This window comes from Alsobacter sp. R-9 (assembly GCF_054612375.1).
Window position 1 is genome coordinate 52,487 of sequence record NZ_JBTSWJ010000016.1, and the last position, 21,563, is coordinate 74,049.

Below are 21,563 nucleotides of genomic sequence, written 5' to 3' on the forward strand. Positions count from 1 at the left end.
CCTTGGCGTGATCAGGCGGCAAAGCGGGTGATGTCGATGATGCGATCCGCCACGCGGTCGCGGACGTCCTCGTCGTGGAAGATGCCGAGCATGGCGACGCCTCTCGCCTTCTTGGCCTGGATCAGGTCGACCACGGCGGCCCTGTTGGCGGCATCAAGCGACGCCGTGGGCTCATCGAGTAGGAGAACGTCGTGGTCGGCGACGAAGCCGCGGGCGATGTTGATGCGCTGCTGCTCGCCACCCGAGAAGGTGGCCGGCGGCAGGTGCCAGAGCCGCTCCGGCACGTTCAGTCGCGTCAGCAGGTCCCTTGCCCGTGTCCGCGCGATGCTCTCATCGATGCCGAACTCCACGGCCGCCTGCACTACGAGGTCGAGCGCCGCGACGCGCGGGATGACGCGCAGGAACTGACTGACATAGGCAAGCCGCGTCCGGCGCAGCCGGATCACGCGCCGCGGTAACGCCGTGACGACGTCCACCGCATCGTCGCCGTCGCGCACGAGGATGGAGCCGCGGTCGCAACGGTAGTTGCCGTAGACGATCTTCAGCAGCGACGACTTGCCCGCGCCCGACGGGCCGCCAAGCACCACGCACTCGCCGCCCCTCACCGAGAAGGAGACGTCCCGCACGACAGGCAGAACGAGGCCTCCGCGCAGGTGCATCGTGAAGGACTTGGCGACGCCGGAGACGTCGAGGGCCGGTGTTCCGTGGGCCATCGTCACACCTGCAGGACCGAGGAGACGAGGAGCTGCGTGTACGCCTCGCGCGGGTCGTCAAGGACCTGGTCGGTCAGGCCGGTCTCGATGACCCGGCCCTGCCGCATGACCATGAGCCGGTGCGAGACGAGGCGCGCGACGGCGAGGTCGTGGGTCACGAGCACGACCGCCAGCCCGAGGTCGGCCACCAGGCCACGCAGGAGATCGAGCAGACGCGCCTGGACCGAGACGTCGAGGCCGCCGGTCGGCTCGTCCATCAGTACGAGCCGCGGGGACGTGACGAGGTTGCGCGCGATCTGAAGGCGCTGGCGCATGCCGCCCGAAAAAGAGCGCGGCGGATCGTCGATCCGGTCGGCGTCGATCTCGACGCGCCGCAGCCAGTCGGCGGCCGTCTCGCGGAGGCGACCGTAGTGCCGGTCGCCCAGCGCCATCAGCCGTTCGCCGACGTTGGCGCCGGCCGAGACGCGCATGCGCAGGCCCAGCGTCGCGTCCTGGTGCACGAAACCCCAGTCCGTGCGCATCAGCAGCCGGCGCTCGGCCTCCGTGAGGCCCAAGACGTCGCGCAGGTTGCCGTCCCGCAGCCGGTAGCGGATCGTGCCGGCGGTCGGCGGCAGGCGGCACGCGAGCATCGAGAGCAGCGTCGACTTGCCCGACCCCGACTCGCCGACGATTGCGAGCACCTCGCCCGGGTGCAGGTCGAATGTCACGTCCCGGCAGCCAACGCGGGTGCCGTAGAGCTTCGTGAGGCCGTTGACGGTCAGCAGGGGGACGTCGTCCGGCGAAGTGGAGTTGTCCTGTTGGCGGAGTGCCGCGCTCATGCCAGCAACTCCCCGTCCTCGCCCGCGTGGCCCTCGGCACGGCGGGTCTCGCAGTGGTCGGTATCGGAGCACACGAACATGCGCCCGCCGCGGTCGTCGAGGACGACCTCGTCGAGGTAGACCCCCCTCGCGCCGCACAGCGCGCAGGGCTTCTCGAACCTGTTGACCTCGAAGGGATGGTCCTCGAAGTCGAGCGACACGACGTCGGTGTGCGGCGGGATGGCGTAGATCCGCTTCTCGCGCCCGGCGCCGAAGAGCTGCAGGGCCGGCGAGCGGTGCATCTTCGGGTTGTCGAACTTCGGCGTTGGCGATGGGTCCATGAGGTACCGGCCGGCGACCATCACCGGGTAGGCGTAGGACGTGGCGATGTGGCCGTGCCGTGCGATGTCCTCGTAGAGCTTCACGTGCATGAGGCCGTACTCCTCCAGCGCGTGCATCACCCGGGTTTCCGTCTCGCGCGGTTCGAGGAACCGGAGCGGCTCGGGGATAGGAACCTGGTAGACGAGGATCTGCCCGTCGGTCAGAGGGGTCTCTGGTATGCGGTGGCGCGTCTGGATGATGCTCGCCTCGCGCGTGTCGGTCGTCGTCGCGACGCCGGCCGTCTTCTGGAAGAACTTGCGGATCGACACCGCGTTCGTCGTGTCGTCCGAGCCCTGGTCGATGACCTTCAGGACGTCGTCCTCGCCGATCACCGAGGCAGTGACCTGCACGCCGCCAGTACCCCACCCGTATGGCATGGGCATCTCGCGCGACGCGAAGGGCACCTGGTAGCCGGGGATCGCGATCGCCTTGAGGATCGCGCGGCGGATCATCCGCTTGGTCTGCTCATCCAGGTAGGCGAAGTTGTAGCCGCTGGCGGTCGGGGCGTTCATTCGGCGGCCTCCTGCCGGAGCGGCTCCGCGCCCGCCGCCTTGCGTTCAGCGTGCTCGGCCCGCAGCTTGCGGATGAGCTGCAGTTCAGCCTGGAAGTCGACGTAGTGCGGCAGCTTCAGGTGCTCGACGAAGCCGGTCGCCTGCACGTTGTCGGAGTGCGAGAGCACGAACTCCTCGTCCTGGGCCGGCGCGTCGATGTCCTCGCCGAACTCCCGGGTCCGCAGGGCCCGGTCGACCAGCGCCATCGACATCGCCTTGCGCTCGGACTGGCCGAAGACGAGCCCGTAGCCGCGGGTGAACTGTGGCGGCGCTTCGGCCGAGCCACGGAACTGGGTCACCATTTCGCACTCGGTCAGCGTCAGCGGCCCGAGCGGCACCGCGAAGCCCACGTCTTCGGCGAGGAACTCGACGTCGACTTCGCCCAGACGGATCTCGCCGACGAAGGGATGGGTGCGGCCGAAGCCGCGCTGCGTCGAGTAGCCGAGGGCCAGCAGGAAGCCCTCGTCTCCTCGCGCGAGGTTCTGCAGGCGCAGGTCCCGATCCGCCGGGAAGGACAGCGGCTCGCGGGTGAGGTCCCCGACGCTGCCGATGTCGCCGGCGGGATTGCGCTCGATGAGTCCCTCGTCGTCGAGAAGCGACGTGACGTGGGGGGCAGGGTCGAGCGGCATCGCGGCTTCCGCTGGCGGATCACCGTCGCCTTCCTCGACCTCCAGCGCGAAGTCGATGAGCCGATGCGTGTAGTCGAAGGTGGGACCCAGCACCTGCCCGCCCGGCAGGTCCTTGTAGGTCGCCGAGACTCGGCGACGGATGCGCATGTCCGCCGTTTCCAGCGGTTGCGAGTAGCCGAAGCGCGGCAACGTCGTCCGGTAGGCCCTGACCAGGAAGATGGCTTCGATCAGGTCGCCGCGGGCCTGCTTGATCGCGATGGCGGCGATGCGCGGGTCGTAGAGCGAGCCCTCGGCCATCACCCGCGCGACCGACAGCGCGAGCTGTTTCTCGATCTGGTCGACGCGCAGTTCGGGCACGGAGGCATCGCCGCGCCGTTCCTCGGCGAGCAGCCGGTGGGCGTTGTCGATTGCCGCCTCGCCACCCTTGACCGCGACATACATCGGGTGTGCTCCCTAGACGGTGACGATCGTGGTGCGCGGTAGGGCGGCGACGCGGTCGCCGCAGACGAAGAGCAGGTCGACGCCGCGCGGGAAGCGGGCCCGGTTTCCGTCGAGCTGGGCCGGCAGGTCGTCCGGCAGCGGCTCGGCCCGCAGCCGGGCCTCGCCCGCGATGCCGGGTCCCGTGAGACGCCAGCCCTCGTCCACCGACAGCCGCTCGACCGGAACCACGACGGTCGTGGAGCGGTCGGGATATTCCAGCGTTCCCTGCGCGAAGCCGTCGAGCGTGGGAAGGACCCGGCCGTCGTTGACGAACGCGAAGTGCGCGTCCGCGCGATCCGCAACGAAGGGGCAGCCTGTGTAGAAGCGCAGGTAGGAGGCGACCGCCTCGTCCGCCGCCAGCGTCTCGTCCAGCCACACCGGCGTCTCGAAGTCGCACAGGGCCAGCGCGATCGCGGCCGCGCCGCGCGACAGGCGGCCGGGGCCCTGGATCGGCGCATGCAGGGTCCGCAGGCTGCCGGGCTGGGCCAGTGCCATCATGACCGATCGGAACACGGCCTGTGCCGTGCGCACGCTGTCGGGGATGGCCGTTCCGCCGGATGCGGTTGCCTGGAGGTCCGTCATCTCAGTCCTCGCCGCGAACCATGGTGAAGAAGTCGACACGCGTCGCTGCCGCCTGGCGGGATGTCGTCTCGTCCTCAGACTGGATGCGGGCCTCGACGCCCGCGAGTTGCCTCAGGACGTCGGCAGGGCCGAGCGCCTGAACCAGCGCATCGAGGACGGCCGCATGACGGGCCCTGAGAGCATCCCTGCCGAGGAGGTAGGAGAACCCGGTCTGTCCCGTCGGGAGCCGGACCGCGGCACGGGTCACCGTGGCCTCGCCGAGGTTGAACGGCGCCCCGTCGCCACCGGTGCGGCCGCGGACCATGACAAGCCCGGTCTCGGGGCGGCGGACCTCATCGACCGGCCCGTGGTGGAGCGCGCGGACGGCGCCCTCCAATTCCGCGGTCGTCGCCCGGGCGGCGAGCGCCATGACGTGACGCCGCGCCTCGACCAGAGCGGCGTCTGCGGATGCGGTGCGGAATGCGTTCGGCATGGGTGCTTGCTAGGCCTAGCCAGTGACAGGTCGATGACGTTTCAGGGGCGCGTCGGCGAGCCGATGATCGAGAAGCGCAGGCGCGAGGAGATCGCATCGATGATCGTCACCGTGACGAGGATCATGAGGATCAGGAACGACACGACAGGCCATTCGAGGATCTTGATCTGCTCGTAGAGGTGCATGCCGATGCCGCCGGCGCCGACGATCCCGATGATGGTCGCGGAGCGCGTGTTCGACTCGAAGAAGTAGAGGACCTGGCTCGCCACGACCGGCAGCACCTGCGGCAGGAGGCCGAAGCGGACGGCGTGCAGCCGGCTGCCGCCGGTCGAGGTCACGCCCTCCACCGGCTTGCGGTCGGCCGCCTCGATCGCCTCGGAGAAGAGCTTGCCGAAGGCGCCGATGTCCGACGTCATGATCGCCAGGATCCCCGCGAAGGGCCCCAGCCCGACGACGTTAATCCACACCAACGCCCAGATGAGCGTGTCGACGCTGCGCACGGTGTCGAGCGAGCGCCGCGTCACGAAGCGGGCCAGCCACAGCGGCACGACGTTGCGCGCCGCGAGGAAGCCAAGCGGGAAGGCGAGGATGGCGGCCAGCAGCGTTCCCAGGAACGCGATGGCGAGCGTCTGGGCGAGCGAGTGGAGATAGACGAGGAATCGCGCCCAGCTCTCGGGCGCCGGCGGCATCATCATGACGACGAACCGGCCCAATTCCCCGATGCCCGTGAACACGCGATGCCACGACACGCCGAGCGTGGCGAAGCCGACGACGAAGAGGCCCGCGAGCGCGGCGACCGTGCCGACGACGAAGGCCCGCGTCCGCCAGTCCGGCCGGGAGGCCTGCGGATAGGCCCGTTCGAGGCGGGCGCGGGTCGAGGCGTCCGGCAGGAGCATCGACGCCTTCATGGCCGTGCCTCCCAGCCCAGAAGCGCGTGGCGGATGCGCTCGGTGACGAGGTCGATGATGACGACGGTGGCGACAATGAGAAGCAGGATCGCGCTGACGTCCGAGTAGTAGAACTTGCGGATCGCCTCGACGAGGTCCTGGCCGATCCCGCCGGCGCCGACGAAGCCCATCACCGCGGCCCCGCGGACATTGATCTCGAAGCGCAGCAGCGTGTAGCTCGCGAAGTTGGAGAGCACCTGCGGCACCACCGCGAACCGGACCGTCTCGGCCCAGGTCGCGCCGGTGGACCGCACACCCTCGACCGGCTTCATGTCGATGTTCTCGACGACTTCGGAGAACAGCTTGCCGAGCGCGCCGAGCGAATGGATCGTTAAGGCGAGGATGCCCGGCAATGGCCCGAGGCCGAAGGCGACGACGAAGATCAGGGCGAAGACGATCTCGGGCACCGTCCGGCAGAATTCGAGGACGCGTCGCGTCACGATCCTGCCCCATGTCGAGCGGGCGAGGTTGGCGGCGGCGGAGAAGCAGAGCAGGAACGCGCCGACGGCCCCGAGGATCGTGCCGAGGTAGGCGATGAGCAGCGTCTCGCCCATCAGGCGAAGCCACTTCGTCAGCCCCCAGAACCACTCCGCCGGGTCGGTGAAGACCAGCGCGCCGTTGTCGAGGCGGAAGATGCGGCCGATGTAGTTGGTGAAGTTGCCGATCTTGGCGACGAGCGTGCCGAGGTCGACCTCGCCGACGATCCCGGACACCACGACCAGCATCACGAGCACGACGCCGCCGAGTGCGAGGCGCCAGCGCTTCGCGGCGACGGCCTCGTCGTAGGCGCGCTGCAGCGGCCGCAGTTGCGCGTCCGGAAGCTGTGGAACGGTGGTCGCCACGGGGGCCTCTTCCAGCAGGTAGCCCGGGGCGCCTGGGGCGCCCCGGGCGGCCGATCAGGAGGACTTCTTCTTGCGCAGCTCGTCGACGAACTTGTTCAGCTCGACGATCGGCTCGTAGGCCTTGTGGTCGGTCGGCTGGAAGGGCTCGTTCTTGCCGTCAGAGAGCTTCTCGAAGGCCGCCTTGCAGATCTTCGGGCTGTCGAACACGGCCTGGCGGATCTTCGCCTTCAGGTCCGCCGGCATGTCGGAGAGATAGGCGAGCGGCGAGTTCACGATCATCTCCGAGCGGTAGATGACGCGGAAGTCGTCCTTCTTCGCCATGCCTTTCGTCGCCATGCGGGTCAGGTTGCTGTCGTTCTCGGCATTCCACCAGTTGGCGGCGACGTCGACGGTGCCCTGCGCGAGTGCCAGCACCGCGTTCTCGTGGCTTCCGGTGTAGACGACCTTCCCGAAGAACTGGTCGGGGTCGATCTTCATCGCGTTGAGGGCGAAGCGCGGCACGTTGTTGCCCGAAGTCGAGTTCGGGTCCACGAGACCAAGGTTCTTGCCCTTCAGATCCTCGAGCTTCTGGTAGGGCGAGTCCTTCTTCACGTAGAAGACGGAGTAGTAGCCCTTCACGCCGCCCTGGCTCACCTCGATGGCGAAGGGTTCGATCTTCACGCCGGTCATATAGGCGCGGGCGTAGGAAGACGGGCCATAATATCCGATGTGGATGTTGCCGGCCCGCTGCCCCTCGATCACCGCCGCGTAGTCGTTGGCGATGCGCAGCTTCACCGGAACGCCGATCTGCTGCGACAGGCATTCCATCCAAGGACCGACGCGCTCGGTCACGCCGCCGGCGTTCTCCGCCGGAATGTAGGCGAAGGTGATCTCGGGATACTTCGCCTTCCAGTCCTGGGCGAAGGCGGCGGGTGCGGTCAGAACGGTCGCTGCGGCGAGGCCGCACGCGATCGTCATGCGACGGCTGATCATGGCTGTCTCCAGTGTTCAGGTTGATGGGTCTTCGAAGGCGGGCTGCTTCAGGCGGCCGCGGTCACCACTCCGGCAGGGGTGCGAACCGCGGGTTCGGGCTGGTCCATCACGTCTCCGGCTTCCAGCCCGTAAAGCTCCCGGGCGACCTCGTCCGTGAGCGCCACGGGGGCCCCGTCGAACACGATCCGGCCCGAGGACATCCCGACGAGGCGGTCGCAGTAGGAGCGCGCCAGGTCGAGCGAGTGCAGGTTGCAGATGACGGTGATGCCGAAGTGCTTGTTGATGCGCAGGAGCGCATCCATGACGATCCGCGTGTTGCGCGGATCGAGCGAGGCGATGGGCTCGTCGGCGAGGATCATCGACGGCTCCTGCACCAGCGCGCGTGCAATGGCCACGCGCTGCTGCTGACCGCCCGAGAGACTGTCGGCCCGCTGCGCGGCGAGCGCGGCGATGTCCAGCATCTCCATGGCCGCCAGGGCGACGGCGCGGTCCTCCGCGCTCCACAACCGCAGCATGGCGTTGAGGGTCGGCACCTTGTTCAGCCGGCCCATCAGGACGTTGGTCAGGACGTCGAGACGCCCGACGAGATTGAACTGCTGGAAGATCATCGCGCAGTCGGCGCGCCAGTCGCGCAGCATCTGCCCCTTGAGCGCGGTGATGTCTGTCCCCGCCGCACGGATCGTTCCCTGCGATGGGTCGACGAGACGGTTGATCATCCGAAGCAGGGTGGACTTGCCGGCGCCCGAGCGACCGATGACGCCGACGAACGAACCCGGCTCGATCGTCAGCGAGACGTCGTCCACGGCCGCCTTGTTTCCGAAACGCCGTGTCAGTCCATCGATGACCAGCATGCATTGCCTCCAGCTTCGTCGGCTGGCGCATTTTTAGTCCCGGCCGGCAACGTTCTCGTGACATGCCAGTCCGCGACACGAAGCCGTGGCGCGCCAGACGGTTGCGCTGTGGACGACGCCGTCACGCGAGCGTCATGGCTGCTTGCGACAGGAGGATCGATCCGTTTCGAGAGGACGCCATGGGCAAGGTGCTGGGGCTCGACCCGCTCATCCATCCGACTGCTACGGTCCGCGACAGCCGGCTGGGGCGCTACACCGAGGTGGGGGCGAGAACCAGCCTCGTGGAGACGACGTTCGGCGACTACTCTTACGTCGTCCACGACAGCGACATCATCTACGCAACCGTGGGCAAGTTCTGCTCGATCGCCGCGATGACGCGGATCAACCCGGGCAACCACCCGATGCACCGGGCGAGCCAGTCCCACTTCACCTACCGCGCCTCGGCCTACTTCGCGGGGGAGCAGGACGAGGCCTCGTTCTTCGACTGGCGACGCAGCCACGGCGTGACGATTGGACACGACGTCTGGATCGGCCATGGCGCCGTCGTGCTTGCCGGTCGCTCCATCGGTACGGGCGCGGTAGTGGCCGCCGGCGCTGTGGTGACGAAGGATGTCGCCCCCTACACGATCGTTGCGGGCAATCCGGCGCGGGTCGTGCGCCGCCGCTTCTCCGAGGCCGTCGCTGAGCGCATGATGGCGCTGGCCTGGTGGGACTGGGAGCACGAGGCGCTTCGCGGTGCGCTGGCCGAATTCAGAAGCCTCGACGCCGAGGCCTTCCTGGAGAAGCACGGTGGGTGAGGCCGCATCTCCGCGCTACGCGATCTACTACGCTCCGGCACCGTCCGATCCGCTCTGGACGACGGCGAGCGCGCTGATCGGCTACGACGCCTATTCCGGTTGCCCTGTCGCCCAGACCATCCCCGCCGGCTGGACAGAAGCGGGCTGGCACGATGCGACGCAGGAGCCGCGTCGCTACGGCTTCCACGCCACGCTGAAGGCTCCGTTCCACCTCGCGGAGGGAGCATCCGAGGCTGGCCTCGTCGAGGCCATCCGGTACTTCGCGCGGCGTCGGGGCCCAGTCGTCAGCGGGGCGCTCCAGGTGGCAACGCTGGGTTCGTTCATAGCGCTCGTACCCCTCATTCAGTCGGAGGATCTATCCGCGCTGGCGTCAGAGTGCGTCGCCGCCTTCGAGCCGTTCAGGGCACCGCTCTCGCCGGAGGACCGGGCCCGGCGGCGGCCGGAGCAACTCGACGACCGGGGACGCGACTATCTCGACCGGTATGGCTACCCATACGTCCTCGACCGGTTCCGTTTCCACATGACGCTGTCCGGCGCCGTCGACGAAACCAGAAGGGAAGCAACGCGCAGCGCGCTCTCCGCGGTACTGCGTGATGTCATGCCGACGAACCTGACCGTCGACCGGATTGCCATGTTCCGCCAGGCCGAGCGGCGCTCGCCTTTCACGGTGCTGGAGGCATTCCCGCTGGCGGGATGATCCGCATGGCGCGGATTCCGGTCGCCAAAGAGAAAGCTCCCGAACCCCAGGGCCGCCATGGCCCCGGCGAATTGCGCGAACACGAAGGCAGCAACATTGCCCGGCGCAATCCCGGCGAAGGTATCGCTCGCTGCCCGCGCCAGAGTCACGGCCGGATTGGCGAACGACGTCGAGGCCGTGAACCAGTAGGCGGCGGTAATGTAGAGGCCCACTGCCAGGGGAACGCTCTCGGGCCGGTGCTTCGAGACGCCGAGGATCGCGAGGACGAGTCCGAACGTCGCCACCAACTCAGCCAGCCACTGTCCCGGCCCCGACCGGACGGTCTGCGACCATCGCCAGAGGGGCAACTCGAACATCGCATGGGCGAGCATCGTGCCGGCGAGTCCACCTGCAATCTGCGCTGTCACGTAGGGCATCAGGTCGCGGCCCGACAATCGTCGCTTGAGTACCATCACGAGACTGACCGCCGGATTGAAGTGCGCGCCGGACACCGGCCCCAGCATGAGGATGAGCACCACGAGGATCGCGCCGGTCGGGATCGTGTTGCCGAGCAGGGCGAGCCCGACATCCTTGGTCAGCCGCGTGGCCATGATGCCCGAGCCGACGACGGTCGCGACAAGGAGCATTGCCCCCGTGGTCTCTGCGAGCAGCCTGCGGGAGAGCGCGACCTTCGTCACGATGCGCGGTCCTTCGCGGCATCCGTAGATGCGCCGTCCATGCGGCCGATTTCCCTCAGCCGTGCCCCAGCGTCGCGGCGTCGAGCTTCTCCACCGGCAGCGCGATGAAGGCGGCGATCCGGTTGCGCATGAGACGAAACGCCTCGACGAACGCCCGCTCCTTCTCGACGTTCGTGCCCTCCACGGTCGCCGGATCCTCGATGCCCCAGTGCGCCGTCGACGGGTGCCCGGGCCACACCGGGCAGGCTTCGCCGGCGGCGCTGTCGCAGACGGTGAAGATGAAGTCCATCGTCGGGGCGCCCGGCCCCGCGAACTCGTTCCACGACTTCGAGCGGTAGCCATCCGTCGGGTAGCCGAAGGTGTCGAGGACCTTCAGGGCGAAAGGGTTCACCGTGCCCTTGGGCTGGCTTCCGACCGAGAAGGCCCGGAACTGGCCGGCGCCGTCCTTGCGCAGGATGCCCTCGGCGAGAACGGAGCGGGCAGTGTTGCCGGTGCACAGGAAGAGGACGTTGAACATACGGTCAGGCATCGATGGTCTCCGGGCAGCAGTCGAAGGAGGAAGCGCCGAGGGGTGCGCAGACCTCGGGGTGGCCGTCGCAGCAATCCTACGCGGGAGAGCCGGCTGGTGGCTCTCTTGGCCGCCAATCTCGGGAACCCCACCATGGCCGCCATTGCGGCTTCCGCCGAGACGGCGCTCCGGGAGGCCGGCTACGTGATGGTGCTTTGCGACACCCATGACCGCGCCGACCTACAGGACGAGTACCTCCTTGAAATGCGTGCTCAGTTGGTGAGAGGCGTCGTGCTGCTCGGCGCCGTTCCGAGTCCGCAATTGGAAGTGGCGCTTGCTGGGGGCGATCCGGTGCTGTTCGTCAACCGGCGGTCCCCGGTCTCGGGCACTGCAGCGTTCATTGGGATCGACAATCATCGGGCCGGGCGAAGTCGCCGAATACTTCCTGCGCCTGGGCATCCGTGACGTTGCCGTCATCCACGGCCGCCTGTCGTCTTCCGCGACCGCGGAACGCCTCGCCGGCTTTCTCGACGCCATGAAGGATGCCGGGCATCCTGTTGTGGCAGACAGGGTGCAGACGGGCACGGGCCTCGACCACCTTAACCTCGGACACGAGTCCATGCTGCGGATCCTAAATTTTGGCCCGATGCCGCGCGGGCTGTTCTGCCTCAGCGACCTAATCGCCTACGGCGCCCACAAGGCTCTGCAAGGGGCAGCCGTTGCCGTGCCGGAAGACATTGCCATCGTCGGCTTCGACGAGAACCCGCTCAATAACTGGCTCGCACCGTGGCTGAGTTCGGTCAGGGTGCCGTACGACTCATTCGGAAGCGCCATCGTCCGGGGGCTTCAGGAGATCTGGTCCGGTCGCTTCACCGGCGAAACCATCCTCGATCATTGCTTCGTCGACAGGTCATTCAAAGGCGGCAGGTGAAAATCATTCCGCACCCGTGAAGCTAACGGGCCGACGGGGAACGCGGGACTTCAGCGGATGCAAACAGCGCTAGTTGCCTGCCCCCGTACCAACGACAATCAAGTCCCCTGTCGCTCCACCGCGCCGGGGGTTTGATTTTGAACCGCGATGGCGGCCTTCAACCCCGCGTCTACGCCAAGGTCGGACAACTGTGACAATCGCGCCCGTTCCGACCGGACGGAGCCTCCCCAGACAATTCAGTGATCTTTCAAAACGGGAACGTCACATTCGCGTTTGTACGCGGCCATTCAACCCAAATCGGCGTTCGTTTCTCGCCTAGGTTGTATGAAGCCGCACGGGCCTCGGCGCTCTCTGCGAGGTCGCGGGTATCAGCCCTCGGGCACGAGACCCTGAGTACCGGAAGGCGTTGGTCGATGAGCCAGCGCATGTAGGCCCGCTCCAGAACATCGAGATCGGCGCCGGACGGAAAGACAAGAGAGAAGAAGACCTTGGTCTCCGTGCGATCGATGCCGAGGCAGTAGCGCCAATGGTCCGCCTGAGCAGCAGCGGTCCACGACGTCAGCTGCACGAGGCACGCGGCGACGAGAGCCAGAAGAACCCGCATAGGCCGCCGATTTTCTGAGATCCAGGACTGCAGAAGATCGCTGCGATCGGGTCTAGGGGTCAAGGACCCTCGACCTTACAGAAGTGTATGCGGTCCGAAAATTGATCCCAATCTGCAGAGCCGCACAACAACGTGGCCGGTCAACAGACGCGGCGACATCAAGCGGATGGTCCATGTCAATCATGTTCCCACATCTCTCTGCAGCAGGTTGGCAGTGTGTTCTAGATCTATACAACTGCAGGGCGATCCAGATCGACGATCTGGACTGGATCCGCGAGCAGATGCTTGCTGCCGCCCGCGTGGCGCAGGCAACCATCGTGACGGACAGCTTCCATCGCTTCGAGCCGCATGGAATCTCGGGCGTTGTCGTCATCGCCGAGTCCCACATTGCGATCCATACGTGGCCGGAGCGTAGCTACGCAGCCATCGATGTGTTCACCTGCAACTCCAGCTTGCATGTGGACCTCGCCGCCCATTTCCTGGCCGACGTCTTCCAGGCTGGAACGGCTCAACTGTCCCGCTTCTCCCGCGGGGACAAGAGCCTCTCCGACACGCTCCGCGACGTCCCGTGCGTCGCATGGGCGGCCTGAAGGCGCGTTCCCATGAGCAACCCGATTGACCGTAGGCCGCGCAGCCTCGCCGACTGGCCCTACACGCTTCCGGTGCTGCCACCGGACCGGTTCTGGGCAGAGCCGACCGACATCGATGACCAGGCGAAGCAGAGCTCCCTTTTCTGCCACGAGACGGGAGACCCGTTCGACATCTACTCCTACCGGGTCACGAAGGTCCTGCATGCCGGGCGGACGGCCTTCCAGAACATCGTGATCGCCGACAGCGCCAGCTATGGACGGATCCTGCTACTCGACGGCGCGATCCAGAGCGCGGAGGACGACGAGGACCTCTATCACGAGGTCCTCGTCCAACCCGCGATGCTTCTCCATCGCGAGCCGCGGGACGTCCTGATCATCGGCGGCGGCGAGGGCGCGACGCTGCGCGAGGTGCTTGCCCATGCGAGCGTCCGCACCGCCACCATGGTCGACCTCGACCAGGAGACCGTCGATCTCTGCCGGCTCCACCTTCCGACCTGGCACCGGAACGCGTTCGATGACCCGCGGACGCGCCTCCACTTCGCCGACGGACGCGCCTTCGTCGAGCAGGCCGACGAATTCTACGACGTCGTCATCATCGACGTCGTCGACATGCTCGACAACGGACCGGCCCAGCGCCTCTACACGCGTCAGTTCTACGAACGGCTTCGCCAGCGCCTGAGGCCCGGCGGCATTGTCGTGGTGCAGGGATTGGAGTTCTCGTTCCTCGACCACGACCAGCACGCGGCCCTGTACCGGACGCTGCGCAGCGTCTTCTCGCACGTCACCAGCTACGCTGCGACGATCCCATCCTTCCTGGCGCCCTGGGGCTTCCTCATCGCGTCGGACTGGCTCGACCTGCGCGACGTGGTGGCGGCCTCGATCGATCGGGCCATCGAGCAGCGCCTCGGACCCGACTGGCTGGCCCATCTCGACGGCGCGTTCCTGCTCAGCTGCACGGCCTACGACCGCGAGACCCGCCTGCTTCTCTCGCTACCCGGGCCGATCCTCGAGGATGACGTGGCCTATGTCGGGCCGCCGGAGATTGCCGACACCTGGCCGCTCGATGCCGACCTTCCCGCAAAGCAACGATAGGCCCGAAGCGCCAGGTCTCGATGTCTGGCGCTTCGAGCCCGCGGTGGCTCAGGGCGCATCCGGTCCCGCCGTCACCATCGGCGACGGCACCGTCCTCGCCGGGCGGCTCGCGACCTTTCCCCCGGAAGATCCCGGCCGCCTCGCCGGGACAATCGACGTGGCGGTCGTGGCGGCCGGCGCGTCGGCGCCCATCGAGGTTCGCCGCGACGTCGAGGCCTGGGCCGGAGACACGCGCGATCCGTCCTGGCCCGTCCTCGACTTCGCCGGGCGCGCCCGCGTGATCTGGACCCCGACGCGGGTGGCCGTGCTCGGGACGGCCGAGCAGGCGAGCGACGCGGTCCCCGCGGCGGTGGCGCTGGCCTGGCTGGCACAGGCGGTGACACGGATGGAAGACGAGGCTCGCGCGATCTGGTCGCGCCTCGAGGGCGACGTGCCGCTCACCCACGCGGTGGGCGTCGCGGACCTGGGCCAGCAGCCGCATGTCGACGACATGACGCGTCGAGGATGGCGCCTGCGGACCGCCCACGTTACCCTGACGCGCCTCGGCGAACGGCCGGGGGACTTGCCGCCGGCCAGCCTGCGCCTCTATCGGGAACTGATGCTGCAGGCGGGGCTGTCGGACCGACTGGCGTCGATGGAGGACACCATCGAGTGCATCCAGGACCTCTACGAGAGCGCCACGGACCGCCTCACCGAGTTCAGTTACTTCCGCAGGGAGTATCGGATCGAGGTGCTGATCCTCCTCGTTCTGGTGACCGAACTGGCCTTCCTCGGAGCCGAGCTCTTCCGCTGACCGTCCGCGGCAAGCCTGTCAGAGGGGTTTCAGCGAGGCGAGAATCTGGTCCGCGATCCCCGACGTGGCCGGATCCGCCATGTCGTCGTCCTCTCCCCAGACCAGCACGACGAGCGCCATGGCCTGCGAGGGATGCGAGATGGCACGCATGCGAAACACGATCGAGTCCCCGTCGTCGTTGCCCGTCCCTTCCAGCCGGCGGTAGGGCACCCCGTCGCGGGCGCGCAGTTCGTCGAGCCTGATCTCGAAGTCGTCGAGCTCCCTGTCGAGGATGGCGTTGACGTCGATCTTCTTCAGGCCCTCCGCCGGCAGGAGCAGTTGCTCCGCCGATACGTAGAGGCTCTCGTCGGGCGCATGCGCGCTGACCCGCGGCGGCTGCTGGTTCACCACCCAGCCGGAGGGCGTCCACACGGAGAAGACGGCTCCTGTCGGGCGCAGTTCCCCCGCAAAAGCCGGCGCCATGGGCGCGAAGGCGAGCAGGGCGACGAGGTGGCGGCGGTCGATCATGGGCTCATCCCTCCGGGCTGTCGCCTAGGGCTGGAAACATCAGGACAAAGCGTGTACCCGGCCGATTGTCCTCCAGCGACAGGCGCGCACCGTGGACCTCGGCCACGGCGGACGCCAACGCGAGGCCAAGGCCGCTGCCGGGCGTCGTGCGGCTGCGCTCGAGCCGATAGAACCGGCGAAAGACCTTGTCTCGCTCGTCGACTGGGATCCCGGGTCCATCGTCCGCGACGACGACCACAGGCTGGCCGCCGCGCTCGTCGAGAACGATGCTGATCTTCGTGCCCTGCGGGCAGTGCCGGATGGCGTTCTCGATCAGGTTCGACAGGAGCTGCGTGAGGAGGTCTGTGTCGCCCCAGGCGAAGACGTTCTCGGCGACCTCGCAGGAGAGGGTGTTCCCAGAATCCTCGGCGACCGGCGCGTAGGTTTCCGCAAGGACCTGCACCAGCGCGGAGAGATCCACCTTCCCAAAGCCGAGCCGGCGGCTGTGGACCTCGATCTCCGCGATGCGGAGCAATGCCGAGAACGTCGACAGGATCTCGTCGAGCTCTGCGATCGCGTCCGACACCTCCTCCTTCAGCACGTCGATCCGGTCGTGGCTGTTGACGACCGCCTCGAGACGTCGCCGCAGACGCGACAGCGGCGTGCGCAGGTCATGGGCGATGTCGTTGGAGACCTGGCGCGTCGTCTCCATCAGGATCTCGATGCGCTCCAGCATCTCGTTGAGCGTCGTCGCCAGCCGGTCGAGCTCGTCGCCCGATCCGCGCACCGGAATGCGCTCGGAGAGATTGCCGCTGATGATCCGCTGGCTGGTGGAGGCAATGGCCTCGATGCGCCGGACCATGCCGAAGCCCATGACGACGCCGCCTGCGAGGCCGACGGCGGCACAGCCAAGGATAGCCAGGAGGAACCATCGCGTGATCAGATGGTTGAGATCGCGCAGGTCCGCCAGATCGCGACCGATGGCCAGGATGTCCCCGGACGGCAATGCGACGGCCCTCAGCAGCGCCGGCACACCGACTGGCTGTCGGTCTCGCTTGGGATTGACGGGAATGACCTTCAGTTCGCGATCGCCCGGCTCCGTTCGAACGGGCTGAATGTTGCCGGCCAACCGTTCGCCCGCCCCGGACTGCAGGAGGTAGTAGGACGAGCTTGATTCCGCTCGCTGCGACCGTTCGCTCACCTCCCGCAGGATCGCCTGGGGGCCTTCCAGACGCCCCTCCTCGACGATCGACTCCAGTTCTGCAGCGATCGACGTGCGCATCTGGTCGAACGCGTAGTTCGTGACGCGCAGGTAGAGCGTACCGAACAGGAGCAGGGACGAGACGGTAAAGATCGCCGCGTAGACCAGCGCCAGCCGGAAGGTGGACGTCTGGGCGAACCTAGGAAGCGTCACGGATCATGTACCCGGCGCCACGGACGGTCACGATTAGTTCGGCGCCGAAGTCCCGGTCGACCTTGCTGCGCAGTCGGCTGAGATGGGTCTCCACGATCGTGGTCTTGGGATCGAAGTGGAAATCCCAGACGTGCTCCAGAAGCATCGTCCGCGTGACGACCTGTCCCGCGTGGCGCATTAGGTACTCTAGAAGTTTGAACTCCCGGGGCTGAAGGTCGATCCGGTGACCGGCACGGGTGACGGTCCGGCTGAGGAGTTCAACCTCAAGGTCTCCGACGCGGAGGACGGTTTCCGTAGGCACGATTGGCGGACGTCGAGCGAGTGCATTCACCCGCGCGACCAGTTCCGAGAAGGCGAACGGCTTGACGAGGTAATCGTCGGCGCCGGCGTCGAGCCCCTCGACCCGATCACGGATGCCGCCCAGTGTCGTGAGGAACAGAACCGGAGCCGATACGCCGGAGGCGCGCACGGTCCGCAGGATCGTCAGTCCGTCGACCTTGGGCAGCATGCGGTCGAGCACGATCAGGTCGAACGTCTCCGTCGTGGCCAGGAACAGCCCATCGCGGCCGTCGCGGGCGACATCGACCGTGTGGCCGAGTTCCCGCAGTCCGGACGCGACGTAGTCGGCCATCTCGGCCTCGTCCTCGACGATCAGGACCCGCATGGATGCAGTTCCTCCCCGTGCTGTCGCCCGCGCGCGAGCCTGGGGCTCGCGAAGCGCCCTGCTGCCGGGCCCCGCGGGCGTGAGCGCGGCCATCTCAAGGACCCATGAACCGGTAGGCCAAGCTCAGTCCGAGCGCAAACTGGTCGGGAGAGCCGCCATTGCGAATGACGGGCGAGGATGCCACCGATGGCGCGAGGCGGTCGTACTCGCCGAAGACCGACACCTTCCAGGTCGGAGTGACCCTCCATTCCAGATTGGCCTCCAGCCCGACGCTCGCCAAGCCGCCCGGTGGAGAGAAGACCGGCCACCCGTTGAGCGCCGACTGTGCGGGATCGACGCCGAACCGGCTGTCGAGCGACAGCCGGTTCCCGAACCGCACTAGCGGACCCGCGTCCAGCGTCAGCGACGGGGCGAACTCGCGACTTCCCGTCAGGAGCACTTTCGCCGACAGCCCCTCTCGGGCGTTGAAGGACTGCAGCAGTTCGCCGCGAAGCTTGAGCGGCAAGGGCGCCGAGAAGCGGTACTCCGCGAACACACCGCCCTCGACGCCGGTGCTGAAGGTGCCCACCCAGCCCACCGGACGCTCACGAGGTACGCGTTGCGTCAGGTCGAGCTTGACCAGCGGTCCGGCGGTGAAGGCCCCATCCCTGACGAGGTTGACCTGCAGGCCGTCGAGGATCGAGGCGGTGAAGACGTCTCGGTAGGACAGCTCGAGCAGCGGAAGGGGAAAAAAGAGATACCGGTTGGCGCCGTCGTAGCGCGGTAGCATCAGGGTGGTCGCGCCGACGGATGCCCGCCAGGGGGTGTTCTCGTGGGGGATCTGTTCGATCAGCTCGTCCTTGGCCGGCGCCATCGCCGGGACGGGCTTCGTCCCGCGCGCCTTGCCCGTCCGTTTTGTTGCTGAATGGTGGACCGACTGCATGGCTCCACGAGGGCGCGGTGCCTCATTCGCTAGGGCCACGCCCATCCCGATCGCGCACGCGCCCGTCAACGCAAACAGTGACGCGATCCTGACCATGCACGCCCGCTTGAGCCATCAGGCTCTCGATCGGCATCCTGCCAAAGGCGTCCTTGGGCGAAGTTGGACCCGCCCATACACTTTCGTAAGCTGGGAGGAGTTCGGAGCCGTGGGCGTTCCAGGCGGACCTTGACCGATCTTATGTCGGGCACTGAGAGGTCGGCTCCCAGTAGGCTCACGGTTACCCGCAACGATCCAACCCTGAAGCACGCACCCTAGGCCTCCGCTCTAGGCACGCGAACCAGAAGTTTCGGCAAGCAACGCTGGTTGCCTGTCCCCGCAACCAGCAGTCCTTGCGCCCCCGCGGAACCCCCGCGGGGGCGCTTGCCGTTCAGGACCAGCGACAGAACCCATACGAGATCGCCACTGACGTTGCCCCCTGAAATGACCCCGCTCAGAAGCTAGGATCCGTCGACAGGAGACGGACAATGCGCAACAGCCGGTTCAAAGAGCGCAGGATCTCCGTCGCCTGCGCGCGGACGTTCGGCCGGCTCAGTTCCGCGTGCAACCGCTCGACCCGCTCCCGCTAGACCTCGGCCATCGCCGCATGGAGCGCCGGGGAGATTGCCAGTGGCACCGACAGGTTTTCTCCAGCGCCGCCTTGAGGTCCTCCAGCTCCAGCAACTCCTCCTTCATGACCGGCGTGCGGATGCCCCCCCCCTTGATGGCCTCGATGATCGCGCGGACCTGCCGCGTCACCTTGGCGAGGTCCGCCTTCCGCCTTCGCCCGACCGGCATCACGGTGCCGATTGAGGCGGATCGATGGTGATGTTGCGAATGGCCCTTCCCACTGACGGCATACCGAGACCCGCGCACGCGGTCACTGCGGTTTCAGACCCGGGAGGACACCGGATGTGACCGAGGCAGCGATGGCGCCGCTGGACACCAGCGCCACCGACGCGGCGATGTCGGGGGCCAGGTAACGGTCGTCGTCGAGCGCGGGAACGGATGCCCGGACCTTGGCCCGCACCTGTTCCAGTTCGTGACCGGTCGCGAGGGGCGCGCGGCAATCTATGCCCTGCGTGGCCACCAGGGCCTCGATGCCGATGATCCCGAACAGATTGTCGGTCATCTGCAGCAGGCGCCTGGCGCCGTGGCACGCCATTGAGACGTGGTCTTCCTGGTTTGCCGAGGTCGGCGTCGAGTCCACGGAGGCCGGGTGCGCCATCTGCTTGTTCTCGCTCATCAACGCCGCCGAGGTGACCTCCGCGATCATGTACCCGGAGTTGAGCCCCGGCTTTCGCGTGAGGAACGGAGGCAGACCGAAGGACAACGCCGGGTCCACGAGAAGGGCGATGCGCCGTTGCGCCAACGCGCCCACCTCGCAGATCGCGAGCGCGATCTGGTCCGCGGCGAAGGCCACGGGCTCGGCGTGGAAGTTGCCCCCCGACACCACGCTCCCGTCTGACATGACAAGGGGATTATCTGTGACGGCATTGGCTTCGGTCGCGAGCGTTTGCGCCGTGCTCCGCAGGAGGTCGAGGCATGCGCCCACGACCTGCGGCTGGCACCGGATGCAGTAGGGGTCCTGCACGCGTTCGTCACCCGCCAGGTGGCTCTCCCGGATCGCCGAGCCTTCCAGGAGACGCCGCAGCGCCGCGGCCGTGTCGATCTGCCCCATGTGCCCGCGCAGCGTGTGGATCTCGGCATGGAACGGAGCTGAGGACCCCATTGCGGCATCGGTCGAGAGGGCGCCGGTCACGATGGCGGACTGGAGAGCGCGATGCGCCCTGAACAGTCCCGCCAGGGCGAGCGCGGTCGACACCTGCGTGCCGTTGATGAGAGCGAGCCCCTCCTTGGCGGCGAACGTCAGGGGGTGCAATCCCGCGCGACGCAGGGCCTCGCTGCCGTTCAGCCGGGCACCGGCGACGAAGGCCTCGCCCTCGCCCATCATGACCGCCGCGAAGTGGGCGAGCGGCGCGAGGTCGCCGGAGGCGCCTACCGAGCCTTTCTCGGGGATGACCGGGATGACCCCGCGCGCCAGCATGGCCTCGATCAGCTGGACCACCTCGATCCGTACGCCGGAGGCGCCGCGCCCGAGCGAGATCAGCTTGAGCGACATGATCAGGCGGACGATGGCCTCGGGCAGCGGCGCACCGACGCCGCAGCAGTGCGACAGGATGAGGTTCCGTTGCAGCGTCGCCACGTCATCGGGAGCGATCTTGATCGAGGCGAGCTTCCCGAAGCCCGTGTTGATGCCGTAGACCGGCTCCTCTCCCCTCGCGATCGCGGCGATCCGCTCGGCGCCGTGTCGGATGGAGGCATGGGCCGCCGGGTCGAGGACGGCCGGCGTCCCCTGCCAGTAGATCTCGGCGAGGGTCTCGATGGAGACGGAACCAGGGGCCAATGTGAGGGTCATGGTGTCCTGACGGCGTTGGGGAGAGGAGAAAGCGACGGATGGGCGGGGACGCGACGAGCCCCCGCGTGGGCCGTCCGGTGGCTACTCTTGCGAAGGGGGCAGGGCGATCCGCCCGCCTGCGGAGCGCGGGCTGCGCGACGGCTCGAGACGGACCACGTGGACGATCGCCGCGCGCTCCACCGTCACCGCGGCGCTCGTCGGTCCGTCAAGGACCGCGCTGTCTCCCGCGGCGAGCCGGGCCGTGCCCGCCTCGCTCGTGACGGAGCAGGCGCCGCCGTGGGCGATGAGGACGAGGAGGCCGTCCTGGACGGCCGACCGGCGCTCGCCGGGCCCCGACAGGCGCTCGACGGTGTGGAACCACACGCCGCGCCGCGTCATGACGTTCAGGTCGTCGATGGGGGCGTCGAGCAGGACCGCATCCACCGGCCTGTCGGCGGCGAACGTGAATGGATCAGACGAGGAGGTGAGCGCGACCGCTTCACCGTCGCCGAACAGAAGGCGGATGCCGTTCCCGCCGAGGACGGACAGCGTTCGATCGACGCCCGCGAAGGTGGAAAAGGGGCCGTCGCGGCCGACGTGGGCCGTCGAGACCCGCCAGTCGAAGCCTTCGAGGGAGGCGCCCTCGGGGCTGACCACGATTTCGGTCGTCACGCCGCCGCCGTTCTTCCACGGCATCGGCCTGCCATCGCTCGAGCGGATCACGCGCATGACGTCGT

Annotated in this window: 24 protein-coding genes and 2 pseudogenes; 7 read left to right on the plus strand and 19 right to left on the minus strand. The window is 67.6% G+C overall.

The genetic code is table 11. The features are described from left to right. Window positions 1–11 precede the first annotated feature (11 nt). From phnL to phnC, 10 genes are read right to left on the minus strand one after another with little or no spacing between them, the layout of a single operon-like run. The gene (gene phnL, locus ACX9GQ_RS21500; protein ID WP_459631650.1) at window positions 12–713 is read right to left on the minus strand and encodes a phosphonate C-P lyase system protein PhnL; all 702 of its coding nucleotides are present in this window, start codon (window positions 711–713) and stop codon (window positions 12–14) included. 2 nt (window positions 714–715) lie between these two features. Continuing rightward, complete coding sequence (phnK, locus tag ACX9GQ_RS21505; protein ID WP_459631651.1) at window positions 716–1,531, minus strand: phosphonate C-P lyase system protein PhnK; 816 nt, start codon at window positions 1,529–1,531, stop codon at window positions 716–718. Next, complete coding sequence (locus tag ACX9GQ_RS21510) at window positions 1,528–2,403, minus strand: alpha-D-ribose 1-methylphosphonate 5-phosphate C-P-lyase PhnJ (protein ID WP_459631652.1); 876 nt, start codon at window positions 2,401–2,403, stop codon at window positions 1,528–1,530. The genes phnK and ACX9GQ_RS21510 overlap by 4 nt, the downstream gene beginning before the upstream one ends. Beyond that, a complete protein-coding gene (locus ACX9GQ_RS21515; protein ID WP_459631653.1) occupies window positions 2,400–3,512 on the minus strand; it encodes a carbon-phosphorus lyase complex subunit in 1,113 nt (370 codons plus the stop codon). The genes ACX9GQ_RS21510 and ACX9GQ_RS21515 overlap by 4 nt, the downstream gene beginning before the upstream one ends. Window positions 3,513–3,524: 12 nt before the next feature. Then, entirely contained in the window at window positions 3,525–4,133 is a 609-nt protein-coding gene (gene phnH, locus ACX9GQ_RS21520) for a phosphonate C-P lyase system protein PhnH (RefSeq protein ID WP_459631654.1), read from the minus strand. A gap of 1 nt (window position 4,134) precedes the next feature. Further along, the gene (phnG, locus tag ACX9GQ_RS21525; RefSeq protein WP_459631655.1) at window positions 4,135–4,605 is read right to left on the minus strand and encodes a phosphonate C-P lyase system protein PhnG; all 471 of its coding nucleotides are present in this window, start codon (window positions 4,603–4,605) and stop codon (window positions 4,135–4,137) included. A gap of 41 nt (window positions 4,606–4,646) precedes the next feature. Then, window positions 4,647–5,513, minus strand: a complete 867-nt coding sequence (gene phnE / locus ACX9GQ_RS21530) for a phosphonate ABC transporter, permease protein PhnE (RefSeq protein WP_459631656.1) — start codon at window positions 5,511–5,513, stop codon at window positions 4,647–4,649. Beyond that, a complete protein-coding gene (gene phnE / locus ACX9GQ_RS21535; RefSeq protein WP_459631657.1) occupies window positions 5,510–6,394 on the minus strand; it encodes a phosphonate ABC transporter, permease protein PhnE in 885 nt (294 codons plus the stop codon). The genes phnE (ACX9GQ_RS21530) and phnE (ACX9GQ_RS21535) overlap by 4 nt, the downstream gene beginning before the upstream one ends. 54 nt (window positions 6,395–6,448) lie before the next feature. Then, window positions 6,449–7,366, minus strand: coding sequence for a phosphonate ABC transporter substrate-binding protein (phnD, locus tag ACX9GQ_RS21540; protein WP_459631658.1), 918 nt, complete (start codon window positions 7,364–7,366; stop codon window positions 6,449–6,451). A gap of 47 nt (window positions 7,367–7,413) precedes the next feature. Then, entirely contained in the window at window positions 7,414–8,217 is an 804-nt protein-coding gene (gene phnC / locus ACX9GQ_RS21545; RefSeq protein ID WP_459631659.1) for a phosphonate ABC transporter ATP-binding protein, read from the minus strand. 179 nt (window positions 8,218–8,396) lie between these two features. Between phnC and ACX9GQ_RS21550 the strand changes: the two genes are divergently transcribed. Continuing rightward, window positions 8,397–9,014, plus strand: coding sequence for an LbetaH domain-containing protein (locus ACX9GQ_RS21550; protein WP_459631660.1), 618 nt, complete (start codon window positions 8,397–8,399; stop codon window positions 9,012–9,014). After that, window positions 9,007–9,711 (plus strand): DUF1045 domain-containing protein, encoded by a 705-nt coding sequence (locus ACX9GQ_RS21555; protein WP_459631661.1) that lies wholly within the window; start codon window positions 9,007–9,009, stop codon window positions 9,709–9,711. Before ACX9GQ_RS21550 ends, ACX9GQ_RS21555 begins: the two co-directional genes overlap by 8 nt. Before the next feature lie 20 nt (window positions 9,712–9,731). On the opposite strand, the pseudogene ACX9GQ_RS21560 reads toward ACX9GQ_RS21555, so the two are convergent. After that, window positions 9,732–10,391: pseudogene (locus ACX9GQ_RS21560) on the minus strand (aquaporin); the annotation flags it as partial. Beyond that, window positions 10,385–10,917 (minus strand): annotated as a pseudogene (locus ACX9GQ_RS21565) (arsenate reductase ArsC). The pseudogenes ACX9GQ_RS21565 and ACX9GQ_RS21560, both read right to left, overlap by 7 nt. A 132-nt stretch (window positions 10,918–11,049) precedes the next feature. Here ACX9GQ_RS21565 and ACX9GQ_RS21570 point away from each other — a divergent pair. Both ACX9GQ_RS21570 and ACX9GQ_RS21575 read left to right on the plus strand, forming a co-directional pair. Further along, on the plus strand, window positions 11,050–11,361 hold the full coding sequence (locus ACX9GQ_RS21570; protein WP_459631662.1) for a hypothetical protein: 312 nt from the start codon (window positions 11,050–11,052) through the stop codon (window positions 11,359–11,361). Then, window positions 11,297–11,827 (plus strand): substrate-binding domain-containing protein, encoded by a 531-nt coding sequence (locus ACX9GQ_RS21575; protein ID WP_459631663.1) that lies wholly within the window; start codon window positions 11,297–11,299, stop codon window positions 11,825–11,827. Before ACX9GQ_RS21570 ends, ACX9GQ_RS21575 begins: the two co-directional genes overlap by 65 nt. 247 nt (window positions 11,828–12,074) lie before the next feature. Here ACX9GQ_RS21575 and ACX9GQ_RS21580 read toward each other — a convergent pair whose 3' ends face one another. Continuing rightward, window positions 12,075–12,431 (minus strand): hypothetical protein, encoded by a 357-nt coding sequence (locus ACX9GQ_RS21580; protein WP_459631664.1) that lies wholly within the window; start codon window positions 12,429–12,431, stop codon window positions 12,075–12,077. A gap of 173 nt (window positions 12,432–12,604) precedes the next feature. Between ACX9GQ_RS21580 and speD the strand changes: the two genes are divergently transcribed. From speD to ACX9GQ_RS21595, 3 genes are read left to right on the plus strand one after another with little or no spacing between them, the layout of a single operon-like run. After that, window positions 12,605–13,021 (plus strand): adenosylmethionine decarboxylase, encoded by a 417-nt coding sequence (gene speD, locus ACX9GQ_RS21585; RefSeq protein WP_459631665.1) that lies wholly within the window; start codon window positions 12,605–12,607, stop codon window positions 13,019–13,021. A gap of 12 nt (window positions 13,022–13,033) precedes the next feature. After that, window positions 13,034–14,113 (plus strand): fused MFS/spermidine synthase, encoded by a 1,080-nt coding sequence (locus ACX9GQ_RS21590; protein WP_459631666.1) that lies wholly within the window; start codon window positions 13,034–13,036, stop codon window positions 14,111–14,113. 43 nt (window positions 14,114–14,156) lie between these two features. Then, window positions 14,157–14,906, plus strand: a complete 750-nt coding sequence (locus tag ACX9GQ_RS21595; protein ID WP_459631667.1) for a hypothetical protein — start codon at window positions 14,157–14,159, stop codon at window positions 14,904–14,906. Between the two features lie 18 nt (window positions 14,907–14,924). Here ACX9GQ_RS21595 and ACX9GQ_RS21600 read toward each other — a convergent pair whose 3' ends face one another. The 6 genes from ACX9GQ_RS21600 to ACX9GQ_RS21625 all read right to left on the minus strand — a co-directional run bounded on the left by ACX9GQ_RS21600 (window position 14,925) and on the right by ACX9GQ_RS21625 (window position 21,555). Then, complete coding sequence (locus ACX9GQ_RS21600; protein WP_459631668.1) at window positions 14,925–15,413, minus strand: hypothetical protein; 489 nt, start codon at window positions 15,411–15,413, stop codon at window positions 14,925–14,927. Between the two features lie 4 nt (window positions 15,414–15,417). Next, window positions 15,418–16,806 (minus strand): ATP-binding protein, encoded by a 1,389-nt coding sequence (locus ACX9GQ_RS21605; RefSeq protein ID WP_459631669.1) that lies wholly within the window; start codon window positions 16,804–16,806, stop codon window positions 15,418–15,420. Beyond that, complete coding sequence (locus ACX9GQ_RS21610) at window positions 16,793–17,470, minus strand: response regulator (RefSeq protein ID WP_459631670.1); 678 nt, start codon at window positions 17,468–17,470, stop codon at window positions 16,793–16,795. The genes ACX9GQ_RS21605 and ACX9GQ_RS21610 overlap by 14 nt, the downstream gene beginning before the upstream one ends. A 94-nt stretch (window positions 17,471–17,564) precedes the next feature. Continuing rightward, the gene (locus tag ACX9GQ_RS21615) at window positions 17,565–18,488 is read right to left on the minus strand and encodes a MipA/OmpV family protein (RefSeq protein ID WP_459631671.1); all 924 of its coding nucleotides are present in this window, start codon (window positions 18,486–18,488) and stop codon (window positions 17,565–17,567) included. Between the two features lie 820 nt (window positions 18,489–19,308). Then, window positions 19,309–20,847, minus strand: coding sequence for a histidine ammonia-lyase (gene hutH / locus ACX9GQ_RS21620; RefSeq protein WP_459631672.1), 1,539 nt, complete (start codon window positions 20,845–20,847; stop codon window positions 19,309–19,311). An 81-nt stretch (window positions 20,848–20,928) separates the two neighbouring features. Next, window positions 20,929–21,555 carry a HutD/Ves family protein gene (locus tag ACX9GQ_RS21625; protein WP_459631673.1) on the minus strand — a complete coding sequence of 209 codons (627 nt, stop codon included), beginning with the start codon at window positions 21,553–21,555 and terminating at the stop codon, window positions 20,929–20,931. Window positions 21,556–21,563 lie beyond the last annotated feature (8 nt).